The sequence below is a fragment of the Streptomyces sp. NPDC059917 genome, assembly GCF_042730635.1.
Taxonomy (GTDB): Bacteria; Actinomycetota; Actinomycetes; order Streptomycetales; family Streptomycetaceae; genus Streptomyces.
The window spans coordinates 1-18,631 of record NZ_JBHWLC010000118.1 but is presented as its reverse complement, the minus strand read 5'-3'; the positions used below and the strand labels follow the sequence as shown (position 1 = coordinate 18,631).

Genomic DNA, 18,631 nt, shown 5'->3' with positions numbered 1-18,631 from the left:
GGGCTGGATGTGGCGGGGCCCGGGGGTGGGCAACCCAGCCCGCCCGGCGTTTGAGGGCCCGCCGGAGGCGTGAGCCGGCCGGCGCTTGAGGGCTGGCGGGAGCTCGGGTGCCTCCGGCGGCGCCTCAAACGCCGGCGGGGCTGGATGTGGCGGGGCGTTTCAGCCCGCCCGGCGTTTGAGGGCCCGCCGGGGGCCGGGTACGGGTGTGGCCCGGGACCCCCTTCGGGGTGCCGGGCCACGGGGGTGGGGGTCAGGCCTTGCGGAGGTGGAAGGTCAGGGACAGGGGGGCGTCCTCGAAGGGGGCGCCGTAGGTGGCGTCCGCCTCGCCGGAGGCGTAGTCCGTCGCGAGGACCTCGTCGGCGATGAGGCCCGCGTGGTCCGTCAGGGCCGTGACGACCTCCGGGTCCGTGGAGGACCACCGCAGGGCGATCCGGTCGGCCACGTCGAGGCCGGAGTTCTTCCGGGCCTCCTGGATCAGGCGGATCGCGTCACGGGCCAGGCCCGCCAGCCGCAGCTCCGGCGTGATCTCCAGGTCGAGGGCCACCGTCGCGCCCGAGTCGGACGCCACCGACCAGCCCTCGCGCGGGGTCTCGGTGATGATGACCTCCTCCGGGGTGAGGGAGACCGTCTCGCCGTTCACCTCCACCTCGGCCGCACCGGACCGCAGCGCCAGCGACAGCGCCGCCGCGTCGGCCGCCGCCACCGCCTTCGCGACGTCCTGCACGCCCTTGCCGAAGCGCTTGCCCAGCGCCCGGAAGTTCGCCTTCGCCGTCGTGTCCACCAGGGACCCGCCGACCTCCGACAGGGAGGCCAGCGAGGAGACGTTCAGCTCCTCCGTGATCTGGGAGTGCAGCTCCGTCGAGAGCGCGTCGAAGCCGACGACGCCGACCAGCGCGCGCGACAGCGGCTGGCGGGTCTTGACACCCGACTCGGCGCGGGTCGCCCGGCCCAGCTCGACGAGCCGGCGCACCAGCAGCATCTGCTGCGAGAGCGTGGCGTCGACCTGCGCGGCGTCCGACTCCGGCCAGCTGGAGAGGTGCACCGACTGCGGGGCGTCCGGGGTCACCGGCACGACCATGTCCTGCCACACCCGCTCCGTGATGAAGGGGGTCAGCGGGGCCATCAGCCGGGTGACCGTCTCGATCACGTCGTGCAGGGTCCGCAGCGCGGCCGCGTCGCCCTGCCAGAACCGGCGGCGCGAGCGGCGCACGTACCAGTTGGAGAGGTCGTCCACGAAGGAGGAGAGCAGCTTGCCCGCCCGCTGCGTGTCGTACGCCTCCAGCGCCTCGGTGACCTCGCGGGTCAGCGTGTGCAGCTCGGAGAGCAGCCAGCGGTCCAGCACCGTGCGGTCGGCCGGGGCCGGATCCGCCGCGCTGGGCGCCCAGTTCGAGGTACGGGCGTACAGGGCCTGGAAGGCCACCGTGTTCCAGTACGTCAGGAGGGTCTTGCGCACGACCTCCTGGATCGTGCCGTGGCCGACGCGGCGCGCCGCCCACGGGGAGCCGCCCGCCGCCATGAACCAGCGCACGGCGTCGGCGCCGTGCTGGTCCATGAGCGGGATGGGCTGGAGGATGTTGCCCAGGTGCTTGGACATCTTGCGGCCGTCCTCGGCCAGGATGTGGCCCAGGCAGACGACGTTCTCGTACGAGGACTTGTCGAAGACCAGGGTGCCGACCGCCATCAGGGTGTAGAACCACCCGCGGGTCTGGTCGATCGCCTCCGAGATGAACTGCGCCGGGTAGCGCTTCTCGAAGATCTCCTTGTTCTTGTACGGGTAGCCCCACTGCGCGAACGGCATCGAACCCGAGTCGTACCAGGCGTCGATGACCTCGGGCACGCGGACGGCGGTGAGGGTGCAGCCCTCCGCCGTGCAGGGGAAGGTGACGGCGTCGATGTACGGGCGGTGCGGGTCCAGCTCCGAGTGGTCCTGCCCGGACAGCTCGCTCAGCTCCGCGCGCGAGCCGACGCAGGTGAGGTGGTCCTCCTCGCAGCGCCAGATCGGCAGCGGGGTGCCCCAGTAGCGGTTGCGCGAGAGCGCCCAGTCGATGTTGTTGTTCAGCCAGTCGCCGAAGCGGCCCTGCTTGACCGAGTCCGGGTACCAGTTCGTCTTCTCGTTCTCCCGCAGCATCGCGTCCTTGACGGCGGTGGTGCGGACGTACCAGGACGGCTGGGCGTAGTAGAGGAGCGCGGTGTGGCAGCGCCAGCAGTGCGGGTAGCTGTGCTCGTAGGCGATGTGCTTGAAGAGCAGGCCGCGCGCGTCGAGGTCGGCGGTCAGCTTCTCGTCGGCCTTCTTGAAGAAGACGCCGCCGACCAGCGGGACGTCCTCCTCGAAGGTGCCGTCGGGACGGACCGGGTTCACGACCGGCAGGCCGTACGAGCGGCAGACCGCGAGGTCGTCGGCGCCGAAGGCGGGGGACTGGTGGACCAGACCGGTGCCGTCCTCGGTCGTGACGTACTCGGCGTTCACGACGTAGTGGGCGGGCTCGGGGAACTCGACGAGGTCGAAGGGGCGCTGGTAGGTCCAGCGTTCCATCTCCTTGCCGGTGAAGGACTCGCCGGTGGTGACCCAGTCCTCGCCCAGCGCCTTCTCCAGCAGCGGTTCGGCGACGACGAGCCGCTCGTCGCCGTTGGAGGCGACGACGTAGGTGACCTCGGGGTGCGCGGCCACGGCGGTGTTCGACACCAGGGTCCACGGGGTGGTCGTCCACACCAGCAGGGCGGCCTGCCCGGCGAGCGGGCCGCTGGTCAGCGGGAAGCGGACGAAGACGGAGGGGTCGACGACCGTCTCGTAGCCCTGGGCCAGCTCGTGGTCGGAGAGGCCGGTGCCGCAGCGGGGGCACCAGGGGGCGACCCGGTGGTCCTGGGTCAGCAGGCCCTTGTTGAAGATCTCCTTGAGCGACCACCACACGGACTCGATGTACTCGGGGTCCATGGTCACGTAGGCCTCGTCGAGGTCGACCCAGTAGCCCATGCGGGTCGTGAGCTCGGCGAAGGCGTCGGTGTGGCGGGTCACCGAGTCACGACACTTGTCGTTGAACTCGGCGATGCCGTAGGCCTCGATGTCCTTCTTGCCGTTGAAGCCCAGTTCCTTCTCGACGGCCAGTTCGACGGGCAGGCCGTGGCAGTCCCAGCCCGCCTTGCGGGCCACGTGGTAGCCGCGCATCGTGCGGAAGCGGGGGAAGACGTCCTTGAAGACGCGGGCCTCGATGTGGTGCGCGCCGGGCATGCCGTTGGCGGTGGGCGGGCCCTCGTAGAAGACCCATTCGGGGCGGCCCTCGGACTGCGCCAGGGTCTTGGCGAAGGTGTCGTTCTCGCGCCAGAAGTCCAGGACGGCGTGTTCCAGGGCGGGCAGGTCGACCTGGGCGGGCACCTGACGGTATTGCGGCGGGGTGGTCATGCGGCGTCTTCCTCCGGCGGCGTGAGATCTCCGTCGGAGGGACGAGAGCCGTGCTCCCGCGGTACCACCCTCCTTGGCCCTCGGACGGATCCGGGGACCCCCTCATTGGGGTGCGAGCCGGGTCTAGTCGCCCTGCCGGTGCCCGGGGGCACCTGCGGACTTTCTTCCGGCGGCTCCGGGGTGATCCTTCGCATCGCGCTCGCCCCCGGGCTCTCACCGTCCCCGGGTCGCTCCTGGCTGCGTCCGACGCTACTCGTCCCCATCCATGCCTTTCGCTGGGCCCAGTGTACGGGCCCAGGGACCGCTCGGCAGCCCGGTTTCCGGGGGGCGCGAGGGGGGCGTGGAATTGACCCGAACGGGCTGACGCGCGCGCCCGGGCTCCGGCGAGCCGGTAGGACCGGATTATCGGGCCCGGAGCTGGGCACAACGGATGCAGTCGGCCTCGGCCGACGCGTGCCCCGTTGCCGCGGAGCCGAAGTCGATTTATCGTCCCACCACGATTCGCGTGCAATATCACAGTATGTGAAGGGGCCGCGGCCATGGTGGCGAAGAAGACCGCCGCGAAGAAGACGGCGTCAGTGAACGAGGCGTCCGACGAGGCGTCCGCGGAACCGGTGAAGCCGGTGAAGAGGGCCGCCAAGAAGGTCGCGGCCGCCAAGAGCACGGCCGGAACCGGCACGACCGGGACCGGCACCGCCAAGAAGAGCACCGCCAGGACCAGCACCGCCAGGACGTCCGCGAAGAAGGCCTCGGCCGCACCGGCCGCGGAAGAGACGGGAGCCGGGAAAGTGGTTGCCAAGAAGAGCACGGGCACGGCCAGGAAGACGGCCGCGGCCGCGACGAGCGGCCTGCCCAAGACGCGGGCCGCGGCCACCGCGACCGAGCCGGGCGGCCTCGCCGTACGGCCGGGCGAGGAACCGTGGACCCCGCAGGAGGCCGCGGAGGCCCGTACGGAGCTGACCTCGGAGGTGCTGCGGCTGCGCGGCGAGCTGGCCGCCTCCGAGCAGGCCATCTCGGGCCTGATGCGGGACTCCGGCGACGGCGCGGGCGACGACCAGGCCGATACGGGGACCAAGAACATCACCCGCGAGTCGGAGATGGCCCTCGCCGCCAACGCGCACGACATGCTGGAGCAGACCGAGCGGGCCCTGGAACGCCTCGAAGCGGGCACCTACGGGCTCTGCGAGAACTGCGGGAAGGCGATCGGCAAGGCCAGGATGCAGGCGTTCCCGCGGGCCACGCTGTGCGTCGAGTGCAAGCAGAAGCAGGAGCGCCGCCATTAGCCCGAGGGCGGCCCACGTGATCGGGACGGCCTGGGGCGGCGCGGAAAGGGGTGCCTGACGTACCCTCTTGTTCTGTTCAGGGTCCCCGGGAGCCTGGCAGCTTCCTGGTCGAGCTAGTTCGAGGGACTCACGTGACAGAGGCGGAGCGCATCATCGGTACGCCCGAGGTCGGGGACGACACTCCCCAGCCGGAGTCCGAGCAGCCCAAGGGGCACCGCCGGATCGCGGCGCTGCTCATCGTGGCGGTGTTCGCGTACCTCCTCGACCTCGGCAGCAAGATGCTGGTGGTCGCGAAGCTGGAGCACCAGGCGCCGATCCGGCTGGTCGGCGACCTGCTCAAGCTCGACGCGATCCGCAACCCCGGCGCGGCCTTCGGCTTCGGCGAGGCCTTCACGATCATCTTCACCTGCATCGCGGCCGGTGTGATCGTCGTGATCGTGCGCCTGGCCCGCAAGCTGTACAGCCTGCCCTGGGCCATCGCGCTGGGCCTGCTGCTGGGCGGCGCGCTCGGCAACCTCACCGACCGGATCTTCCGGTCCCCGGGGGTCTTCCGGGGCGCCGTCGTGGACTTCATCGCGCCCGCGCACTTCGCCGTCTTCAACCTCGCCGACTCGGCGATCGTGTGCGGCGGGATCCTGATCGTGCTGCTGTCCTTCAAGGGCCTGGACCCGGACGGCACCGTCCACAAGGACTGACCGGTGCCGCCCCGCGCATGATCGCGGAACGGGTGTGCGGTCTCGTCCGGCATACTCGACGGGTGAGTACGACACCCGAGATCCGAACCCTGCCCGTGCCCGATGGCCTCGAAGGCGAGCGCATCGACGCCGCCATCGCCCGTATGTTCGGGTTCTCCCGGACGAAGGCGGCCGAGCTCGCCTCGGCCGGGAAGGTGTCGGTCGACGGCAGCGTCGTCGGGAAGTCGGAGCGGGTGCACGGCGGCGCCTGGCTCGAAGTCGAGATGCCCGCCCCGCCGCGCCCGGTCGAGCTGGTGGCCGAGCCCGTCGAGGGCATGGAGATCGTCCACGACGACGACGACATCGTGGTCGTCATGAAGCCCGTGGGCGTCGCCGCCCACCCCAGCCCCGGCTGGACCGGCACCACCGTCATCGGCGGCCTCGCCGCGGCCGGGTACCGGATCTCCACCTCCGGCGCCTCCGAGCGCCAGGGCGTGGTGCACCGCCTCGACGTCGGCACGTCCGGCCTGATGGCCGTCGCCAAGTCCGAGCGCGCCTACACCTCCCTCAAGCAGCAGTTCCGCGAGCGCGTCGTGGACAAGCGCTACCACGCGCTGGTCCAGGGCCACCCGGACCCGATGAGCGGCACCATCGACGCCCCCATCGGCCGCCACCCGTCCTCGGACTGGAAGTGGGCCGTGACCCAGGAGGGCAAGCCCTCGGTCACCCACTACGACCTCATCGAGGCGTTCCGGGCGGCCTCGCTGCTGGACATCAAGCTGGAGACCGGCCGTACGCACCAGATCCGCGTGCACATGTCGGCGCACCGGCACCCCTGCGTGGGCGACCTCACCTACGGCGCCGACCCGACCATCGCCAAGCGGCTGGGGCTGACCCGGCAGTGGCTGCACGCGGTGCGGCTCGGCTTCGAGCACCCGGCGGACGGCCAGTGGATCGAGTTCGAGAGCACCTACCCGGCCGACCTGCAGCACGCGCTGGACGTGATCCGCGCCGAGAGCGAGTGAGCGTGGCCGGGGTGGCGTACGAGGTCCGGGTCGCGGAGTCGCAGGCCGATCGCGCGGCCTGCTTCGCGGTGCGGACCGAGGTCTTCGTGATCGAGCAGTCGGTGCCGGAGTCGCTGGAGTACGACGCCTACGACGCCGGTGCGGTGCACGTCCTGGCGGTGGGGCCGCAGGGTCCGCTGGGCACCGGGCGGCTGCTGTACGGCGCGGCCGCGGTCGCCAAGACCGGCTCCCCGGACGTGGGCTCGCTCGGTCGGCTGGCCGTGACGAAGGCCGCGCGCGGGCTGGGCGTCGGCGCGGCGCTGGTGCGGGGCATCGAGGCCGAGGCGCTGCGGAGGGGGCTCGCGGCGGTGGATCTCGGGGCGCAGACGCATGCGCTCGGGTTCTACGAGCGGCTCGGGTACGTGGCCTACGGGCCGGAGTTCGACGACGCGGGGATGCCGCACCGTTCCATGCGGCGCCCACTGCGCTAGCGGCCGCGCCCCCTCGGCCCTCAATCGCCGGGCGGGCTGGTTTTGCCTCCGGCGGGCCCTCAAACGCCGGGCGGGCTGGGTTTGCGCCGGTCGGGGCGGTCGGCTTGGTCGCGGGTGTAACCGGGAGCACAGGGGTGGGTCCGCACGCCTAAGGGGCGGGGGGCGGTGGATGCGGCAGGGTGTGGGCGTGGATCAGCTCGCCCTTCTCTTCGTACTCCTGCTCGGAGCCGTCGTCTCCGTGCCGCTCGGTGATCGGCTCGGGCTGCCCGCGCCGGTGCTGATGACCATCGGCGGGGTGGTGCTGGCGCTCGTGCCGGTCGTGCCGAACGTCGACATCCCACCCGAGTTCATCCTGCCGCTCGTGCTGCCCCCGCTGCTCTACGCCTCGGTGCAGCGGACCTCCTGGCGGCAGTTCGCGGCCAACATCCGGCCCATCTTCCTGCTCGCGGTGGCGCTCGTCTTCGTGACCACCGCCGCCGTGGCCGCCGTCGCGCACGCCGTCGTGCCCGGGCTGCCGATCGCCGCCGCCGTCGCGCTCGGCGCGCTCGTGGCCCCGCCCGACCCGGTCGCGGCCACCGCCGTCGCCGGCGCGCTGGGGCTGCCCCGCCGGATGGTGTCGATCCTGGAGGGCGAGGGGCTCTTCAACGACGTGACCGCCATCGTGCTCTACCACGTGGCCATCGGCGCGGCCGTCGGCGGCAGCTTCTCCTGGCCGGCCGCGCTCGGCGAGTTCGCGCTGTCCGCGGTCGTCGCCGTCGCCGTCGGGCTGGCGCTCGGCTGGGCCGCAAACCGGCTCATGGGACGGCTCGGCGACGCCACGCTGCAGATCGGCCTGACCCTGCTGGTGCCGTTCGTCGCCTACGTGGTCGCCGAGGAGCTCCAGGGCTCGGGCGTGCTGGCCGTCCTGACCACCGCGCTGTTCCTGGCCGAGTACGCCACGGACGCCGACGACGTCCTCGGCCGGCTCGCCGGGCACACCTTCTGGGAAGTCGTCGACATGCTGGTCACCGGCGTGGCCTTCGGCCTGATCGGCCTGGAGCTGCACAACGTCTTCGGTACGGCGTCGGGCCGCGAGTGGGCGATGGTGGGCTGGGCGGCGGCCGTCATCGCGGTGGTGGTCGGGGTCCGGCTGCTGTGGCTGATGCCCGCGTCCTGGCTGGCGCAGAAGCTGCACGACCGGCGCGACGTCGACGAGGAGATCCCGCTGACCTGGCGGGAGAGCGTGGTCATGTGGTGGGCCGGGATGCGCGGGGTGGCCTCGGTGGCGCTGGCCCTGGCGATCCCGTACAAGACCGATGACGGCAGCCCCTTCCCGGCCCGCGACGAGATCGTCTTCATCGCCTTCGCCGTGATCATGGTGACGCTGGTGCTCCAGGGGCTGACCCTGCCCTGGCTGGTGCGCCGCCTGGGGGTGGAGGCGGACGTGGACGCGGAGCGGGACTACGAGCGCGCCCTCGCCATCCGCGCCGCGAAGGCCGCCAAGCGGCGGCTCAAGGAGATCGAGCAGATGGAGGAGCTGCCGGAGGAGCTGCTCGACCAGCTGCACCGGCGGGCCTACGACGTCGGCGCCAGGATCAGCCCCGACATGGTCGACGAGGAACGGCGCGAGGCGTACGCGAAGCGGGTGGAGCGGATCCGGGACGTCCAGCGCATCCAGCGGGAGATGATGTCCGCCGCCCGCCACGAGGTCCTGGCGGCGCGCAGCGAACCCGGCGCCGATCCGGAGATCGTCGACCGGGTCCTGCGCCACCTGGACGTCCGCAGCCTGCGCAACCCGTGAGCCGCGGGCCCCGCCGCCCGCGCGGCCGCTACACCTGGTAGCGGTCCGGGGCGAAGAGGTCCAGGTGGTCCGCGATCCAGTCCGAGGTCAGGGCCAGGCCCTGCGCGAGGGAGACCCGCGGCTGCCACAGCGCCCACTCCCGGGCCCGGGAGTTGTCCGACAGCAGCCGCTGGACCTCGCTGCCCGACGGGCGCAGGCGCGCGGGGTCGACCACGACCTCCGCGTCCCGCCCCGAGGCCGTGATCAGCGCCGCGGCCAGCTCCCCGATGGAGATCTCCTGCCCGGAGCCGAGGTTGACCACCTCGCCCAGCGCCCGGTCGCACTCCGCGACCGCGAGGAACCCCTCGGCCGTGTCCGTCACGTACGTGAAGTCCCGCGTCGGCGTCAGCGAGCCGAGGCGGACTTCCCGGGCCCCGGAGTGCAGCTGCGCCAGGATCGCCGGGATCACGGCCCGCGCCGACTGCCGTGCGCCGTAGGTGTTGAAGGGGCGCACCACCGTCACGGGCAGTTCGAAGGCGTGGTGGAAGGAGAGCGCCATCATGTCGGCGCCGATCTTCGACGCGGAGTACGGCGACTGCGGCTGGAGCGGGTGGCTCTCGGAGATCGGCGCGGTCAGCGCGGTCCCGTACACCTCGCTGGTCGAGGTGTGCACCAGGCGGCGCACCTCGTGCCGGCGGCAGGCCTCGGCGACGTTCTCGGTGCCGGTCACGTTCGTCTGGACGTAGGCGCCCGGCGAGACGTAGCTGTACGGGATCCCGATCAGGGCGGCCAGGTGGAAGACGGTGTCGCACCCGGCCACCGCGTCGCTGACCCGTCCCGCGTCGCGGACGTCGCCCGCCCACATCTCCACCGGCCCGTCCGGATCGGCGAGGTAGCGCGCCAGGTGGCCCTTGTCGGCGTACGGCTTGTAGTGGACGAAGGCCCGCACCCGGGCGCCCCGCGCCACCAGCAGGTCCACCAGCGTGGAGCCGATGAAGCCCTCCGCTCCGGTGACCAGTACGGTCCGGCCGGTCCAGTTCGTGTCCTTGGTCGTCATGCGTGCTCCAGGTGGGAGGGGGAGGAAGGGGAGGCGGAGGGCAGGGGGCGGCCGGCGACCCGCAGGACCTCGGCCGCCAGGAGTTCGGCGGCCCGGGCGTGCGGACCGGGCGCGGCGGCCCCGGCCATGGCGCCCAGCCGGGCCGGGTCGCCGAGCAGCGGCCCGATCAGCGAGGCCAGCCGGTCGCCCGTGGTGTCGGCGTCGGCCAGCAGCAGGCCCGCGCCCGCGTCCGAGAGCACCCGCGCGTTGTGCGTCTGGTGGTCGCCGGGAGCGTGCGGGTAGGGCACGAGCACGGCCGGGACCCCGGTCGCGGCGAGTTCCGCGACGGTCGCCGAACCGGCCCGGCACACCACCAGGTCCGCGGCCGCGTACACCAGGTCCATCCGGTCCAGGTACGCGACGGCCCGCGCGATCCGCTGCCCGCCGGTCGCCGCCAGCTCCGCGAGCGTCCCGGGCAGCGCCTGCGGCCCGGTCTTGACCAGCAGCTGCACGTCGTCGCGGTCCTGCCAGAGCCCGGCCAGCGCCGTCGCGGCCCCGGTCAGGCGTACGGCGCCCAGGCTGCCCCCGTTGAAGACCACGAGCCGGCGCCCGGCGGGCACCCGCAGGGCCCGCCGCGCCTCGTGGCGCAGCGCGTCGCGCGCCGGGCGGTCCAGCCGCGCCAGGGCCGCCAGCGCCGCGGAGATCGGCATTCCGGTGGTCAGCGCCCCCGCGCCGCCCGACAGGTGGGCCCGGCTGCGGTCGAAGGCGACCGCGATGTGCGGGGTGAGGCGGGCCGCGAACTGGTTGGCCCGGCCCGGCACCGCATTGGACTCGTGGATCACGGCGGGCAGCCCGGCCATCCGGGCCCCCAGCACGGCGGGCGCGCTCGGGTAGCCGCCCATCCCGACGACCACCTGCGCGCCCTGGGCGCGGATGACCGTACGGGCCTGGCCCGCCGAGCGCAGCAGGGCCGCGGGCAGCAGGTAGCGCTTCGCGCCGAGCGAGGGGTCGAAGGGGATCATGTCGACGGTGTGCAGCCGGTAGCCCGCGCCGGGGATCAGCTCGGTCTCCAGACCGCGCTCGGTCCCGATGAACGAGATGACCGCCCCGGGGACGGCGGCGCGCAGCGCCTCGGCGAGCGCGAGCCCCGGATAGATGTGGCCGCCGGTGCCGCCCGCACCGATCACGACGGAGAGTGGTGTGGTCATGGCCGCACACTCCCGGTGCGGCCTAAGAACGTTCTAAGAGGAACTCCCAGGACCCTTTGGCACTCTTTGTTCCATGAGCAGTCGGACGAGTGGTGTGCAGCGGATCCTGGTGGTGGACGACGAGCCGGAGGTGCGGGCCGCCGTCGAGGACGGGCTCGCGGTCGAGGGGTACGAGGTGCGCGGGGCCGCCGACGGGCTGGCCGCGCTGACCGAGGTCGGGAGCTGGCAGCCCGACGCGCTCGTGCTGGACGTGATGATGCCGGTGCTCGACGGGCTCGGGGTGTGCCGTCAGCTGCGGGCCCTGGGCGACCGCACGCCCGTGCTCGTGCTCACCGCGCTCGGCTCGGTCAGCGAGCGGGTCGACGGGCTGGAGGCGGGAGCGGACGACTACCTGGTCAAGCCCTTCGCCCTGGACGAGCTGGTGGCCCGGGTCCGGGCGCTGCTGCGGCGGGCCGCGCCGGAGCCGGGCGGTGGACCGGCCGAGCTCGGCTTCGCCGACCTCACCCTCGACCCGGCGACCCGGACCGGGCGCCGGGGCGGGCGGAACCTGGAGTTCAGCCGGACCGAGGCCGCCCTGCTCGAACTGCTGCTGCGCCACCCCGGGCAGGTGCTGCCGCGCGAGCTGATCCTGGAGCTGGTGTGGGGGCGCGACTTCGGCCCCGACTCCAACTCCCTGGCCGTGTACGTCGGATACCTGCGCCGGAAGCTGGAAGCGGCGGGCGAGACCCGGCTGGTCCACACCGTGCACGGGCTCGGCTACCGGTTGGACACCGCGTGAGCGGGCAGGGGCCCGGGCACGGCAGGCGCGGGCGCGGCGCGCCCTGGCGGCGGCGCCGCCCGCTGCGCACCCGCCTCGCGCTCGCGGTCACCGCCGCCGTGGCGTTCGTCGCGCTCGGGGTCTGCGGGATCGCCTTCGTCGTCGTGCGCGAGGCGCTCTACCGCCAGCTCGACCTGACGCTGACCCAGTCGGCCACGCTCGTCCAGAAGAGCGCGCAGCGGGAGGGGCCGGGGGTCGTCGCGGGGGAGTGCGCGTTCCTCGCGGCGCCCGCCTGCGCGCAGATCGTGCCGAAGGATCCGGGCCGGGACCCGGCGAAGAAGTACCTGCTGCCGGTCGACCCCACCACCCGCGAGGTCGCCGCGGGCGCGCGGGCCGGGTACTACACGGACATCTACTTCGCCGGGTACCCCATGCGCATGCTGACCACCAGGTTCTCGGACGGGAAGGCGCTCCAAGTGGCCCTGCGCGCCGACACCGTGGAGCGGGCCATCACGGAGGCCTCCCACCGGCTGCTCCTGACGGCCGCCGCCGGGGTGCTGCTCGCCGCCGGGCTCGGATACTGGGTCTCGCGCACCGGACTGGCGCCGGTCAGTCGGCTGACCGCGACCGCGGAGCGGATCGCGGCGACCCGGGACGCGCGCCACCGGATCGAACTGCCGCCGCCCGGGCGGGAGGACGAGATCACCCGGCTCGCGCACAGCTTCAACACCATGCTGGGCGAGCTGGAGGAGTCCATCAGCGCCCAGCGCAGGCTGGTCGCCGACGCCTCGCACGAGCTGCGCACCCCGCTCACCGCGCTGCGGACCAACGCCGAACTACTGGCCCGCGCCGAGCGGCTCACCCCCGAGCAGCGGGCCCGGGCGAGCGGGGCGCTCGGGCGCCAGCTGCGGGAGGTGACCGGGCTGGTCAACGACCTGATCGAACTGGCCCGGGACGAGGAGCCGCAGCCGCTGGTGGAACAGGTGCGGCTCGCCGCGCTGCTGGAACACGGGGTGGCGGCGGCCCGTACGCACTGGCCCGCCGTGCCGTTCGCCCTGCGGGTGGCCGACGGCCTGCGCACGGCCGGGGAGGAGGCGGGGGGCACGGTGCCCGGCGTTCCGGCCCGGCTCAGCAGGCTGCTGGCCAACCTGCTCGACAACGCGGCCAAGTTCAGCCCGGCGGGGCTGGCTGTGGAGGTCGAACTGACCGCTCCCGGCGGGCGTCCGGAGCTGACCGTGCGCGACCACGGCCCGGGCATCGCCGACGAGGACCTCCCCTACGTCTTCGACCGCTTCTACCGCGCCAACGCCTCCCGCGCCCTCCCCGGCTCGGGCCTCGGCCTGGCCATGGCCCGCCAGATCGCCCGGGCGCACGGCGCGGAACTCACGGCGGAACGGGCCCCGGGGGGCGGGGCGCTCTTCCGGCTGACTTTCGGGGGGCGGGTCGGGGGGTGAGGGCCGCTCTTCCGGCTAGCCTTCGGTCCCGCTGCCGGGCCCGCTGCCGGTTCCGGCGGGGGTGGGGGCTTCGGTGGCCGGTGAGGTGGCGATGCGGGGGAGGGCGTAGGGGTGTTCCGCGGCCAGCCAGGCGATCAGTTCTTCCCGGACCGCGCAGCGCAGGGTCCAGATGTCGTCCGCGTTCTTCGCCGTGACCACGGCCCGGACCTGGATGGTGTGCGGGGTGGTGTCGGTGACCACCAGACCGCTGGAGCGGCCGTCCCACTCGGGGTGTTCCTTGAGGACGTCCTGGAGCTTCTCCCGCATCAGGGCGACCGGAGCCCGGTGGTCCAGGTGCAGGAAGACGGTCCCGGTCATCTCCGCACCGCCGCGCGACCAGTTCTCGTACGGCTTCCCGGTGAAGTACGACACCGGCATCGTGATCCGCCGCTCGTCCCAGGTCCGTACGACCAGGAAGGTCAGGGTGATCTCCTCGACCTTCCCCCACTCCTTGTCCACGACGACGGTGTCCCCGATCCGGACCGTGTCCCCGAAGGCGATCTGGAGCCCGGCGAAGAGGTTCCCGAGCGTGGACTGCGCGGCGATGCCCGCCACGATGCCGACGACCCCGGCCGAGGCCAGCATCGAGGCGCCGACCGCCTGCATCTTCGGGAAGGTCAGCAGCATCGCGGCCAGGGCCAGCACCACGACCACGGCCGCCACGGCCCGCTGGATGAGCGTGACCTGCGTACGGACCCGGCGGACCCGGGCCTCGTCGGTGGCCCCGGCGGCGTAGCGCGCGTACACGGTCTCCACGGCCGCGGTGGCGATCCGGATCAGCAGCCAGGCCGCCGCCCCGATCAGCACCAGGTCCAGGGCGCGCCCGATGGCCGGCCAGTAGACCGTCCGCACCCCGGCCTGCGGGAACGCGGCCCGCAGCAGGGCCGCGCACAGCAGCAGGAGGAACGGCGGACGGCAGCGCCGCAGCAGCCCCCACAGCGGGGTCTCGCGGTGCCGGGCGTCGGCCCGGCGCAGCAGGAGGTCGAGCAGCCACCCGGCGAGCAGGGTGAGCACGACCGAGCCGCCGACGACGATCAGCGGGCGCAGTACGGTCTCCATGCCCAGACCGTAGCCCAGCCGCCGCGCCCGTCGTGGGCGGGAGCCCGCGGAGCTGGCACGATTGACCCATGAACATCATGCTTTTCCACTCGACGTACGGACTGCGGCCCGCGGTGCGCGCCGCCGCCGAGCGGCTGCGCGCCGCCGGGCACGACGTGCAGGTCCCCGACCTCTTCGAGGGGCGTACGTTCGAGACGGTCGAGGAGGGCATGGCCCACCAGGAGGAGATCGGCCGCGACGAGCTGCTGAAGCGCGCGGTCCTGGCGGCGGCCCCCTTCTCCGACGCCGGTCTGGTCTACGCCGGTTTCTCCTTCGGCGGCTCGATCGCCCAGCACCTCGCCTTCGCCGACGACAAGGCGCGCGGCCTGCTCCTCCTGCACGGCACCTCGGACATCGCGGACGACGCGGCGGTCGACGAGCTGCCGGTGCAGCTGCACATCGCGGACCCCGACCCCTTCGAGCCGCACGACTGGCTGACCGCCTGGTACCTGCGGATGCAGCGCGCCGGCGCGGACGTCGAGGTCCACCGGTACCCGGGCGCGGGCCACCTCTTCACGGACCCGGACCTGCCGGACTACGACGCGGAGGCCGCCGAGCAGACCTGGAAGGCCGCCCTCGGCTTCCTCGACAGCCTCTAAGCTTGTTCTTTATGGTCTGATCCGGTCCCGTTCGATGATGCTCTCGGGGCGTCGGACGGTTTTGCCGACGTCGTAGCGGGTGGCCAGCTGCTGGTTCTTCGAGCCGAGGGGCCTGCCGGGGCCCGGGCGCGGTGGTTTCGGCGCACGTGCCGGGCACGGCAATGCTGGGCGGATGTTCTTGATCATGCGGAACGTGTGCTCCAGGTCGAAGCGCCGCAGAAACGCCTGCCAGCGCAGATCGACGTCGGCGCCGGTCATGCCGGTGGCGGAGGACCACAGCCACAGCGGCAGCGGATCTCCGCCGCCGGGCAGGCGGTCGCCCTCCAAGCGGATCGGCGTCCCTTCGATGATGGGGAGCTCGCCGTCATGGTCAATCCATGCGGAGCGGGTGGTGAGCCGAGGGTGGAGACAGTCCCAGGCCATCGCCCGGGCTGTGCCGTAGCGATCGGTGAGCTGGACGGTCGCCGCGTCCGGCTCGCCCCAGGTCTCAGGCTTGGCGAAGCGGAATTCCTTGCCGTGCTTCGAATACCGACCGCCCCGGGGATAGGCCTCGGCGTACTCCTTGAGCGAGGGCATCGGCCGGCGCATGACGCGGTCCGAGCGCATCCGTCCCAGGACCTCGACGGGCAGCCCGTCGAGCAGGTAGGCCATGCGCGGGGCGTCATAGCCGGCGTCGAAGACGATCAGGATGTCCCGATCGCCGTCGCACCAATGTCCACCGGCGATCAGGTCCTCGACGACACGGCGGACCTGGAGCGCGGTGACTTCAGCGACGTCGTCTTCCGGGCCGAGCCGTACCGCGTCCAGCAGCTGGCACCAGGATGTACGGCCGCCCTCCAGCGCGGCGACAAAGGAGTACGGCCAGCCCGGGATCATCAGGTGCTGGTCCCGGCCCCGGCCGAAGGTGTGGCAGAACAGGCGGTCCGCGCTGCACTCGGCGTCCGGCCGCAGCCAGTTGCTCATATCCACGGCCAGGACGAGCCGGTCGTCGGCCGCCTTCGGCTGCGGCAACGCGGCGAGAGTCCGCCGCAGCCGGGCAACGTCGATGCGGCCGTGGTTCAAGGCCGCATACAGGGCGCCGTGGCCGCGGCGGTGCTCGGCCAGCAGCGTCAAGTCCACCGGCGTCCTCACCGGCCCGTCCGCGCACAGCATCGCGTCGGTCAGCTCGAACAGTTCGTCACGGTGCGCGGTCAGACACGTGTAGAGGTCGCTCCGGAAGCGTGACGCTTCCGCGAACGCTTCTCGTTGGGCATCACGTTGCGGCACGCTCATCCCTACGGCCTTCGTCATGGCTCGGTGCAATCCTTGGTCGGAGCACAGAATCGGGCGAAGGCCACTCGCGTGTCCGGAGGATCTCCAGCTGGGGGACCAAGTTCGACGGGCGTTCGAGCCGTGTGGTGGTCGAGGGAGCTGGCCGCGTTGTCTCGGCAGAAAGGGACATAAGTGAAGACACGTCAGAAAGACCGTGGTGTGCCAGAGCCACATTCCCCCTGGAACGAGGTCGTACCCGGGCTGTGGATGGGCGGTCACCACTGGACCGATGCCTCGGGGGGAAGCCGTCCAGTGGTTGTCGGGGCGGAGTTCGGCCTTGTCATCAGCCTGTACACCCGCCCCGGTCACGGACCCGACCCGGGCATCGACCACCTGGTTGCCGAGATCCCTGACGGTCCGCTCGTCGCCGCACAGATCCACACGGTCCAGCAGCTCGCCCGTACCGCCGCCAAGGCCGTCCAGGACGGGCGCACGGTTCTGGTTCGCTGCAACGCCGGCTACAACCGCTCCGGCCTTGTCATCGCGCAAACGCTCATCGACCTCGGCCACGAAGCGCCGACGGCCATCGACATCGTCCGACAGAAACGATCCCCCTCGGCCTTGAACAACAGGCTCTTCGAGGAGTACCTCAACACCGGCCTCGGCGTCGCCTACCTACTCGCCGACCTAGACATGCTCACCTGACCGATCGAGGTTAAAGAACAAGCTAAGCGGTTCCGGTGAAGTCGAGTACTGATCCTTTGGCCGTCCAGGCCGACGACCGGTGGGCCTGTCCTGTGCCTGGCATTGCCTGGCTGGCCGTTGTTCCGGCGATGGCGGACGGCCACGCAGCTGTGTCAGTGGGTTCCTCTACGGTGCCCGGTATGACGGATTGGATACACGGCGCGCTCCCGCACCACGAGGAGACCAATGTCGTCTTCTTCCGAGGGTTGTCTCTGGACGCGCTCACACGAGGACTCCTTGACCAGCGGCGGATGCCACTCGCATACGGCAAGGGAACCGACTGGGGGCTGATGATGCACGACATGCTCAGCTGGGACAGCGGCGACTACGACCTTGCCGACTATCGGCAGCTGTGCCCGGACGGCGGCGAACTCGTCGTCTTCGTGACCGAGCCATGCTTGGTGAAGGCCCACCGTCCCTGGTTCGAGTACTACCGCGACGGGAACCTGCTCACCGACTTCAGCTTCGAGAATCTAGACAGCCGAGGGGGCGAGGAGCCTGACCTGCTGCTGCCCGTCCTCATGGCGGCGAACCTGATCGGGCCGAAGGCGGATCTCTACAGGGATGACAACGAGGAACGAACGGTGAAAGCGATCGCCGGGTTCTTCTCCTTGCCCGAGCTTGAGACGCCTTGATCGAGGGCACTGAACAGTCTCGGTGCTGTGCGGCTGCCGTTCGGGTATGAGACAGGGCAGGGAGGGGCCGCCTCATGCCGAAGATCCTACGTGTGGAGTTGACTTCTGATCAGGAACGCGAGGCGCGCAAGCGGCTGCGGGCACTTGATCTCGCGTCGGGTACCCGGCTGCGTCTGGAGTGCATACGGCTGATGGGGCGGGGTCTGACCGTGCCCGAGGTCGCTGACCTGCTCGAATGTAAGGACGTCACCGTGCGCGGCGCGGTCCACCGCTTCGCGACGGGCGGGTTCGACGCGCTGGCGGATGCCCCGCGCCCGGGCCGCCCCGCCGTAGTCACCCGCGAGGACCGTAAGGCTCTCGCCGCCCTGCTGGACGAATCCGCCCGGCAGGGCCGGACCTGGACTGCCGCCGCGTTGCGCGACTGGCTGGCCGCCGAGCGGGGGGTGCGGGTCTCGGCGGCTTGGCTGACCGAGCTGCTGCACCGGGACGGGTTCCGGTGGAAACGGACCCGGGACACGCTGCGGCATAAGGCCGACCCCGTCCTCCAGCAGGCAGCCCGGGCCGAGCTGGAGGATTTACGGCTTTACGGCTGGGCGCGAATACGGGCGTGAGGGACTTGTACTTCCTCGACGAGAGCGGGTTCGCTCCGACCATGCCGACGGGATACACCTGGTCGCGGGCAGGGCAGCGGGCCGTCGTGGCGCGCGAGGACAAGAAGGGCCAGCGCGTGAACGTGCTCGGCGCCCTGGCTGTGGGACGGCATGCCGACCTACTTTGGGAGAGGACCTGCAGGAAGATCGACGCGGCCATGCTGCTGGAGTTCGTGTGCAGGAAACTGGCCGGCCTGCCCGGCGGTGCCGCCGCGCTGGAGGAGCCGCCCGCGGGCTTCACCCGCGTGCGGCCGTGCACCGTCGTGCTGGACAACGCTTCCGCCCACGTGGCGCAGATCTTCAAGGGACGCCGAGAGGAACTGGCCGCCATCGAACGGGTATGGCGCTCGGCGAAGTACGAGGACTGCCCCGAGCGCGTCCACACCACCGCCGAAGAGGTCGGCACCGCAGTCGACCAAGCCCTGAACCGTCAACGCGCACGCATCAAAGGATCAGCAACGAACTTCATCAAAGCCGCTTAGTCCGTCTCTCCGGGCTGCCCGGAGCGCCGCTCGCGCAGGGGGGCACGGCCCGGCGGTTGCCGGGCCGTGC

The 18,631-nt window shown here is 72.0% G+C and carries 17 protein-coding genes; 12 read left to right on the top strand and 5 right to left on the bottom strand.

Annotated elements, in window-relative coordinates; genetic code table 11:
- Nucleotides 1–250 precede the first annotated feature (250 nt).
- Entirely contained in the window at nucleotides 251–3,397 is a 3,147-nt protein-coding gene (ileS, locus tag ACFWAR_RS36890; protein ID WP_385787314.1) for an isoleucine--tRNA ligase, read from the bottom strand.
- A gap of 539 nt (nucleotides 3,398–3,936) precedes the next feature.
- Here ileS and ACFWAR_RS36885 point away from each other — a divergent pair.
- The 5 genes from ACFWAR_RS36885 (at nucleotide 3,937) to ACFWAR_RS36865 (ending at nucleotide 8,629) form a co-directional block, all read left to right on the top strand.
- Entirely contained in the window at nucleotides 3,937–4,680 is a 744-nt protein-coding gene (locus ACFWAR_RS36885) for a TraR/DksA family transcriptional regulator (RefSeq protein WP_385787312.1), read from the top strand.
- Nucleotides 4,681–4,811: 131 nt separating this feature from the next.
- On the top strand, nucleotides 4,812–5,375 hold the full coding sequence (gene lspA, locus ACFWAR_RS36880; protein ID WP_354383914.1) for a signal peptidase II: 564 nt from the start codon (nucleotides 4,812–4,814) through the stop codon (nucleotides 5,373–5,375).
- A 62-nt stretch (nucleotides 5,376–5,437) separates the two neighbouring features.
- Nucleotides 5,438–6,379 carry an RluA family pseudouridine synthase gene (locus ACFWAR_RS36875; RefSeq protein ID WP_385787309.1) on the top strand — a complete coding sequence of 314 codons (942 nt, stop codon included), beginning with the start codon at nucleotides 5,438–5,440 and terminating at the stop codon, nucleotides 6,377–6,379.
- An 11-nt stretch (nucleotides 6,380–6,390) separates the two neighbouring features.
- Complete coding sequence (locus tag ACFWAR_RS36870) at nucleotides 6,391–6,849, top strand: GNAT family N-acetyltransferase (protein ID WP_385787307.1); 459 nt, start codon at nucleotides 6,391–6,393, stop codon at nucleotides 6,847–6,849.
- Between the two features lie 187 nt (nucleotides 6,850–7,036).
- Nucleotides 7,037–8,629 (top strand): Na+/H+ antiporter, encoded by a 1,593-nt coding sequence (locus ACFWAR_RS36865; protein WP_385787304.1) that lies wholly within the window; start codon nucleotides 7,037–7,039, stop codon nucleotides 8,627–8,629.
- Between the two features lie 28 nt (nucleotides 8,630–8,657).
- Here ACFWAR_RS36865 and ACFWAR_RS36860 read toward each other — a convergent pair whose 3' ends face one another.
- Together ACFWAR_RS36860 and ACFWAR_RS36855 are read right to left on the bottom strand one after the other, a co-directional pair.
- Nucleotides 8,658–9,665 carry an SDR family NAD(P)-dependent oxidoreductase gene (locus tag ACFWAR_RS36860; protein ID WP_385787301.1) on the bottom strand — a complete coding sequence of 336 codons (1,008 nt, stop codon included), beginning with the start codon at nucleotides 9,663–9,665 and terminating at the stop codon, nucleotides 8,658–8,660.
- Nucleotides 9,662–10,852: a glycosyltransferase gene (locus ACFWAR_RS36855; RefSeq protein WP_385787298.1), complete on the bottom strand. Its 1,191-nt coding sequence runs from the start codon at nucleotides 10,850–10,852 to the stop codon at nucleotides 9,662–9,664. The genes ACFWAR_RS36860 and ACFWAR_RS36855 overlap by 4 nt, the downstream gene beginning before the upstream one ends.
- Before the next feature lie 73 nt (nucleotides 10,853–10,925).
- Between ACFWAR_RS36855 and ACFWAR_RS36850 the strand changes: the two genes are divergently transcribed.
- Together ACFWAR_RS36850 and ACFWAR_RS36845 are read left to right on the top strand one after the other, a co-directional pair.
- Nucleotides 10,926–11,630, top strand: a complete 705-nt coding sequence (locus ACFWAR_RS36850; protein ID WP_385787295.1) for a response regulator transcription factor — start codon at nucleotides 10,926–10,928, stop codon at nucleotides 11,628–11,630.
- Nucleotides 11,627–13,063 carry a sensor histidine kinase gene (locus ACFWAR_RS36845; RefSeq protein ID WP_385787293.1) on the top strand — a complete coding sequence of 479 codons (1,437 nt, stop codon included), beginning with the start codon at nucleotides 11,627–11,629 and terminating at the stop codon, nucleotides 13,061–13,063. Before ACFWAR_RS36850 ends, ACFWAR_RS36845 begins: the two co-directional genes overlap by 4 nt.
- Before the next feature lie 15 nt (nucleotides 13,064–13,078).
- Here the strand turns inward: ACFWAR_RS36845 and ACFWAR_RS36840 are convergent, their stop codons facing one another.
- Complete coding sequence (locus ACFWAR_RS36840) at nucleotides 13,079–14,161, bottom strand: mechanosensitive ion channel family protein (RefSeq protein ID WP_385787290.1); 1,083 nt, start codon at nucleotides 14,159–14,161, stop codon at nucleotides 13,079–13,081.
- A 68-nt stretch (nucleotides 14,162–14,229) separates the two neighbouring features.
- Here ACFWAR_RS36840 and ACFWAR_RS36835 point away from each other — a divergent pair, with 68 nt between their 5' ends.
- Nucleotides 14,230–14,799, top strand: coding sequence for a dienelactone hydrolase family protein (locus ACFWAR_RS36835; protein ID WP_385787287.1), 570 nt, complete (start codon nucleotides 14,230–14,232; stop codon nucleotides 14,797–14,799).
- A gap of 9 nt (nucleotides 14,800–14,808) precedes the next feature.
- Here the strand turns inward: ACFWAR_RS36835 and ACFWAR_RS36830 are convergent, their stop codons facing one another.
- Nucleotides 14,809–16,071: a transposase gene (locus ACFWAR_RS36830; RefSeq protein WP_385787317.1), complete on the bottom strand. Its 1,263-nt coding sequence runs from the start codon at nucleotides 16,069–16,071 to the stop codon at nucleotides 14,809–14,811.
- A gap of 171 nt (nucleotides 16,072–16,242) precedes the next feature.
- On the opposite strand from ACFWAR_RS36830, the gene ACFWAR_RS36825 reads away from it, so the two are divergent.
- The 4 genes from ACFWAR_RS36825 to ACFWAR_RS36810 all read left to right on the top strand — a co-directional run bounded on the left by ACFWAR_RS36825 (nucleotide 16,243) and on the right by ACFWAR_RS36810 (nucleotide 18,561).
- Nucleotides 16,243–16,755 (top strand): dual specificity protein phosphatase family protein, encoded by a 513-nt coding sequence (locus ACFWAR_RS36825; protein ID WP_385787284.1) that lies wholly within the window; start codon nucleotides 16,243–16,245, stop codon nucleotides 16,753–16,755.
- A gap of 179 nt (nucleotides 16,756–16,934) precedes the next feature.
- Entirely contained in the window at nucleotides 16,935–17,429 is a 495-nt protein-coding gene (locus ACFWAR_RS36820; RefSeq protein ID WP_385787281.1) for a DUF6461 domain-containing protein, read from the top strand.
- Between the two features lie 74 nt (nucleotides 17,430–17,503).
- A complete protein-coding gene (locus ACFWAR_RS36815; protein WP_385787278.1) occupies nucleotides 17,504–18,040 on the top strand; it encodes a helix-turn-helix domain-containing protein in 537 nt (178 codons plus the stop codon).
- 5 nt (nucleotides 18,041–18,045) lie between these two features.
- Entirely contained in the window at nucleotides 18,046–18,561 is a 516-nt protein-coding gene (locus ACFWAR_RS36810; RefSeq protein WP_385787276.1) for a transposase, read from the top strand.
- Nucleotides 18,562–18,631: the final 70 nt, after the last annotated feature.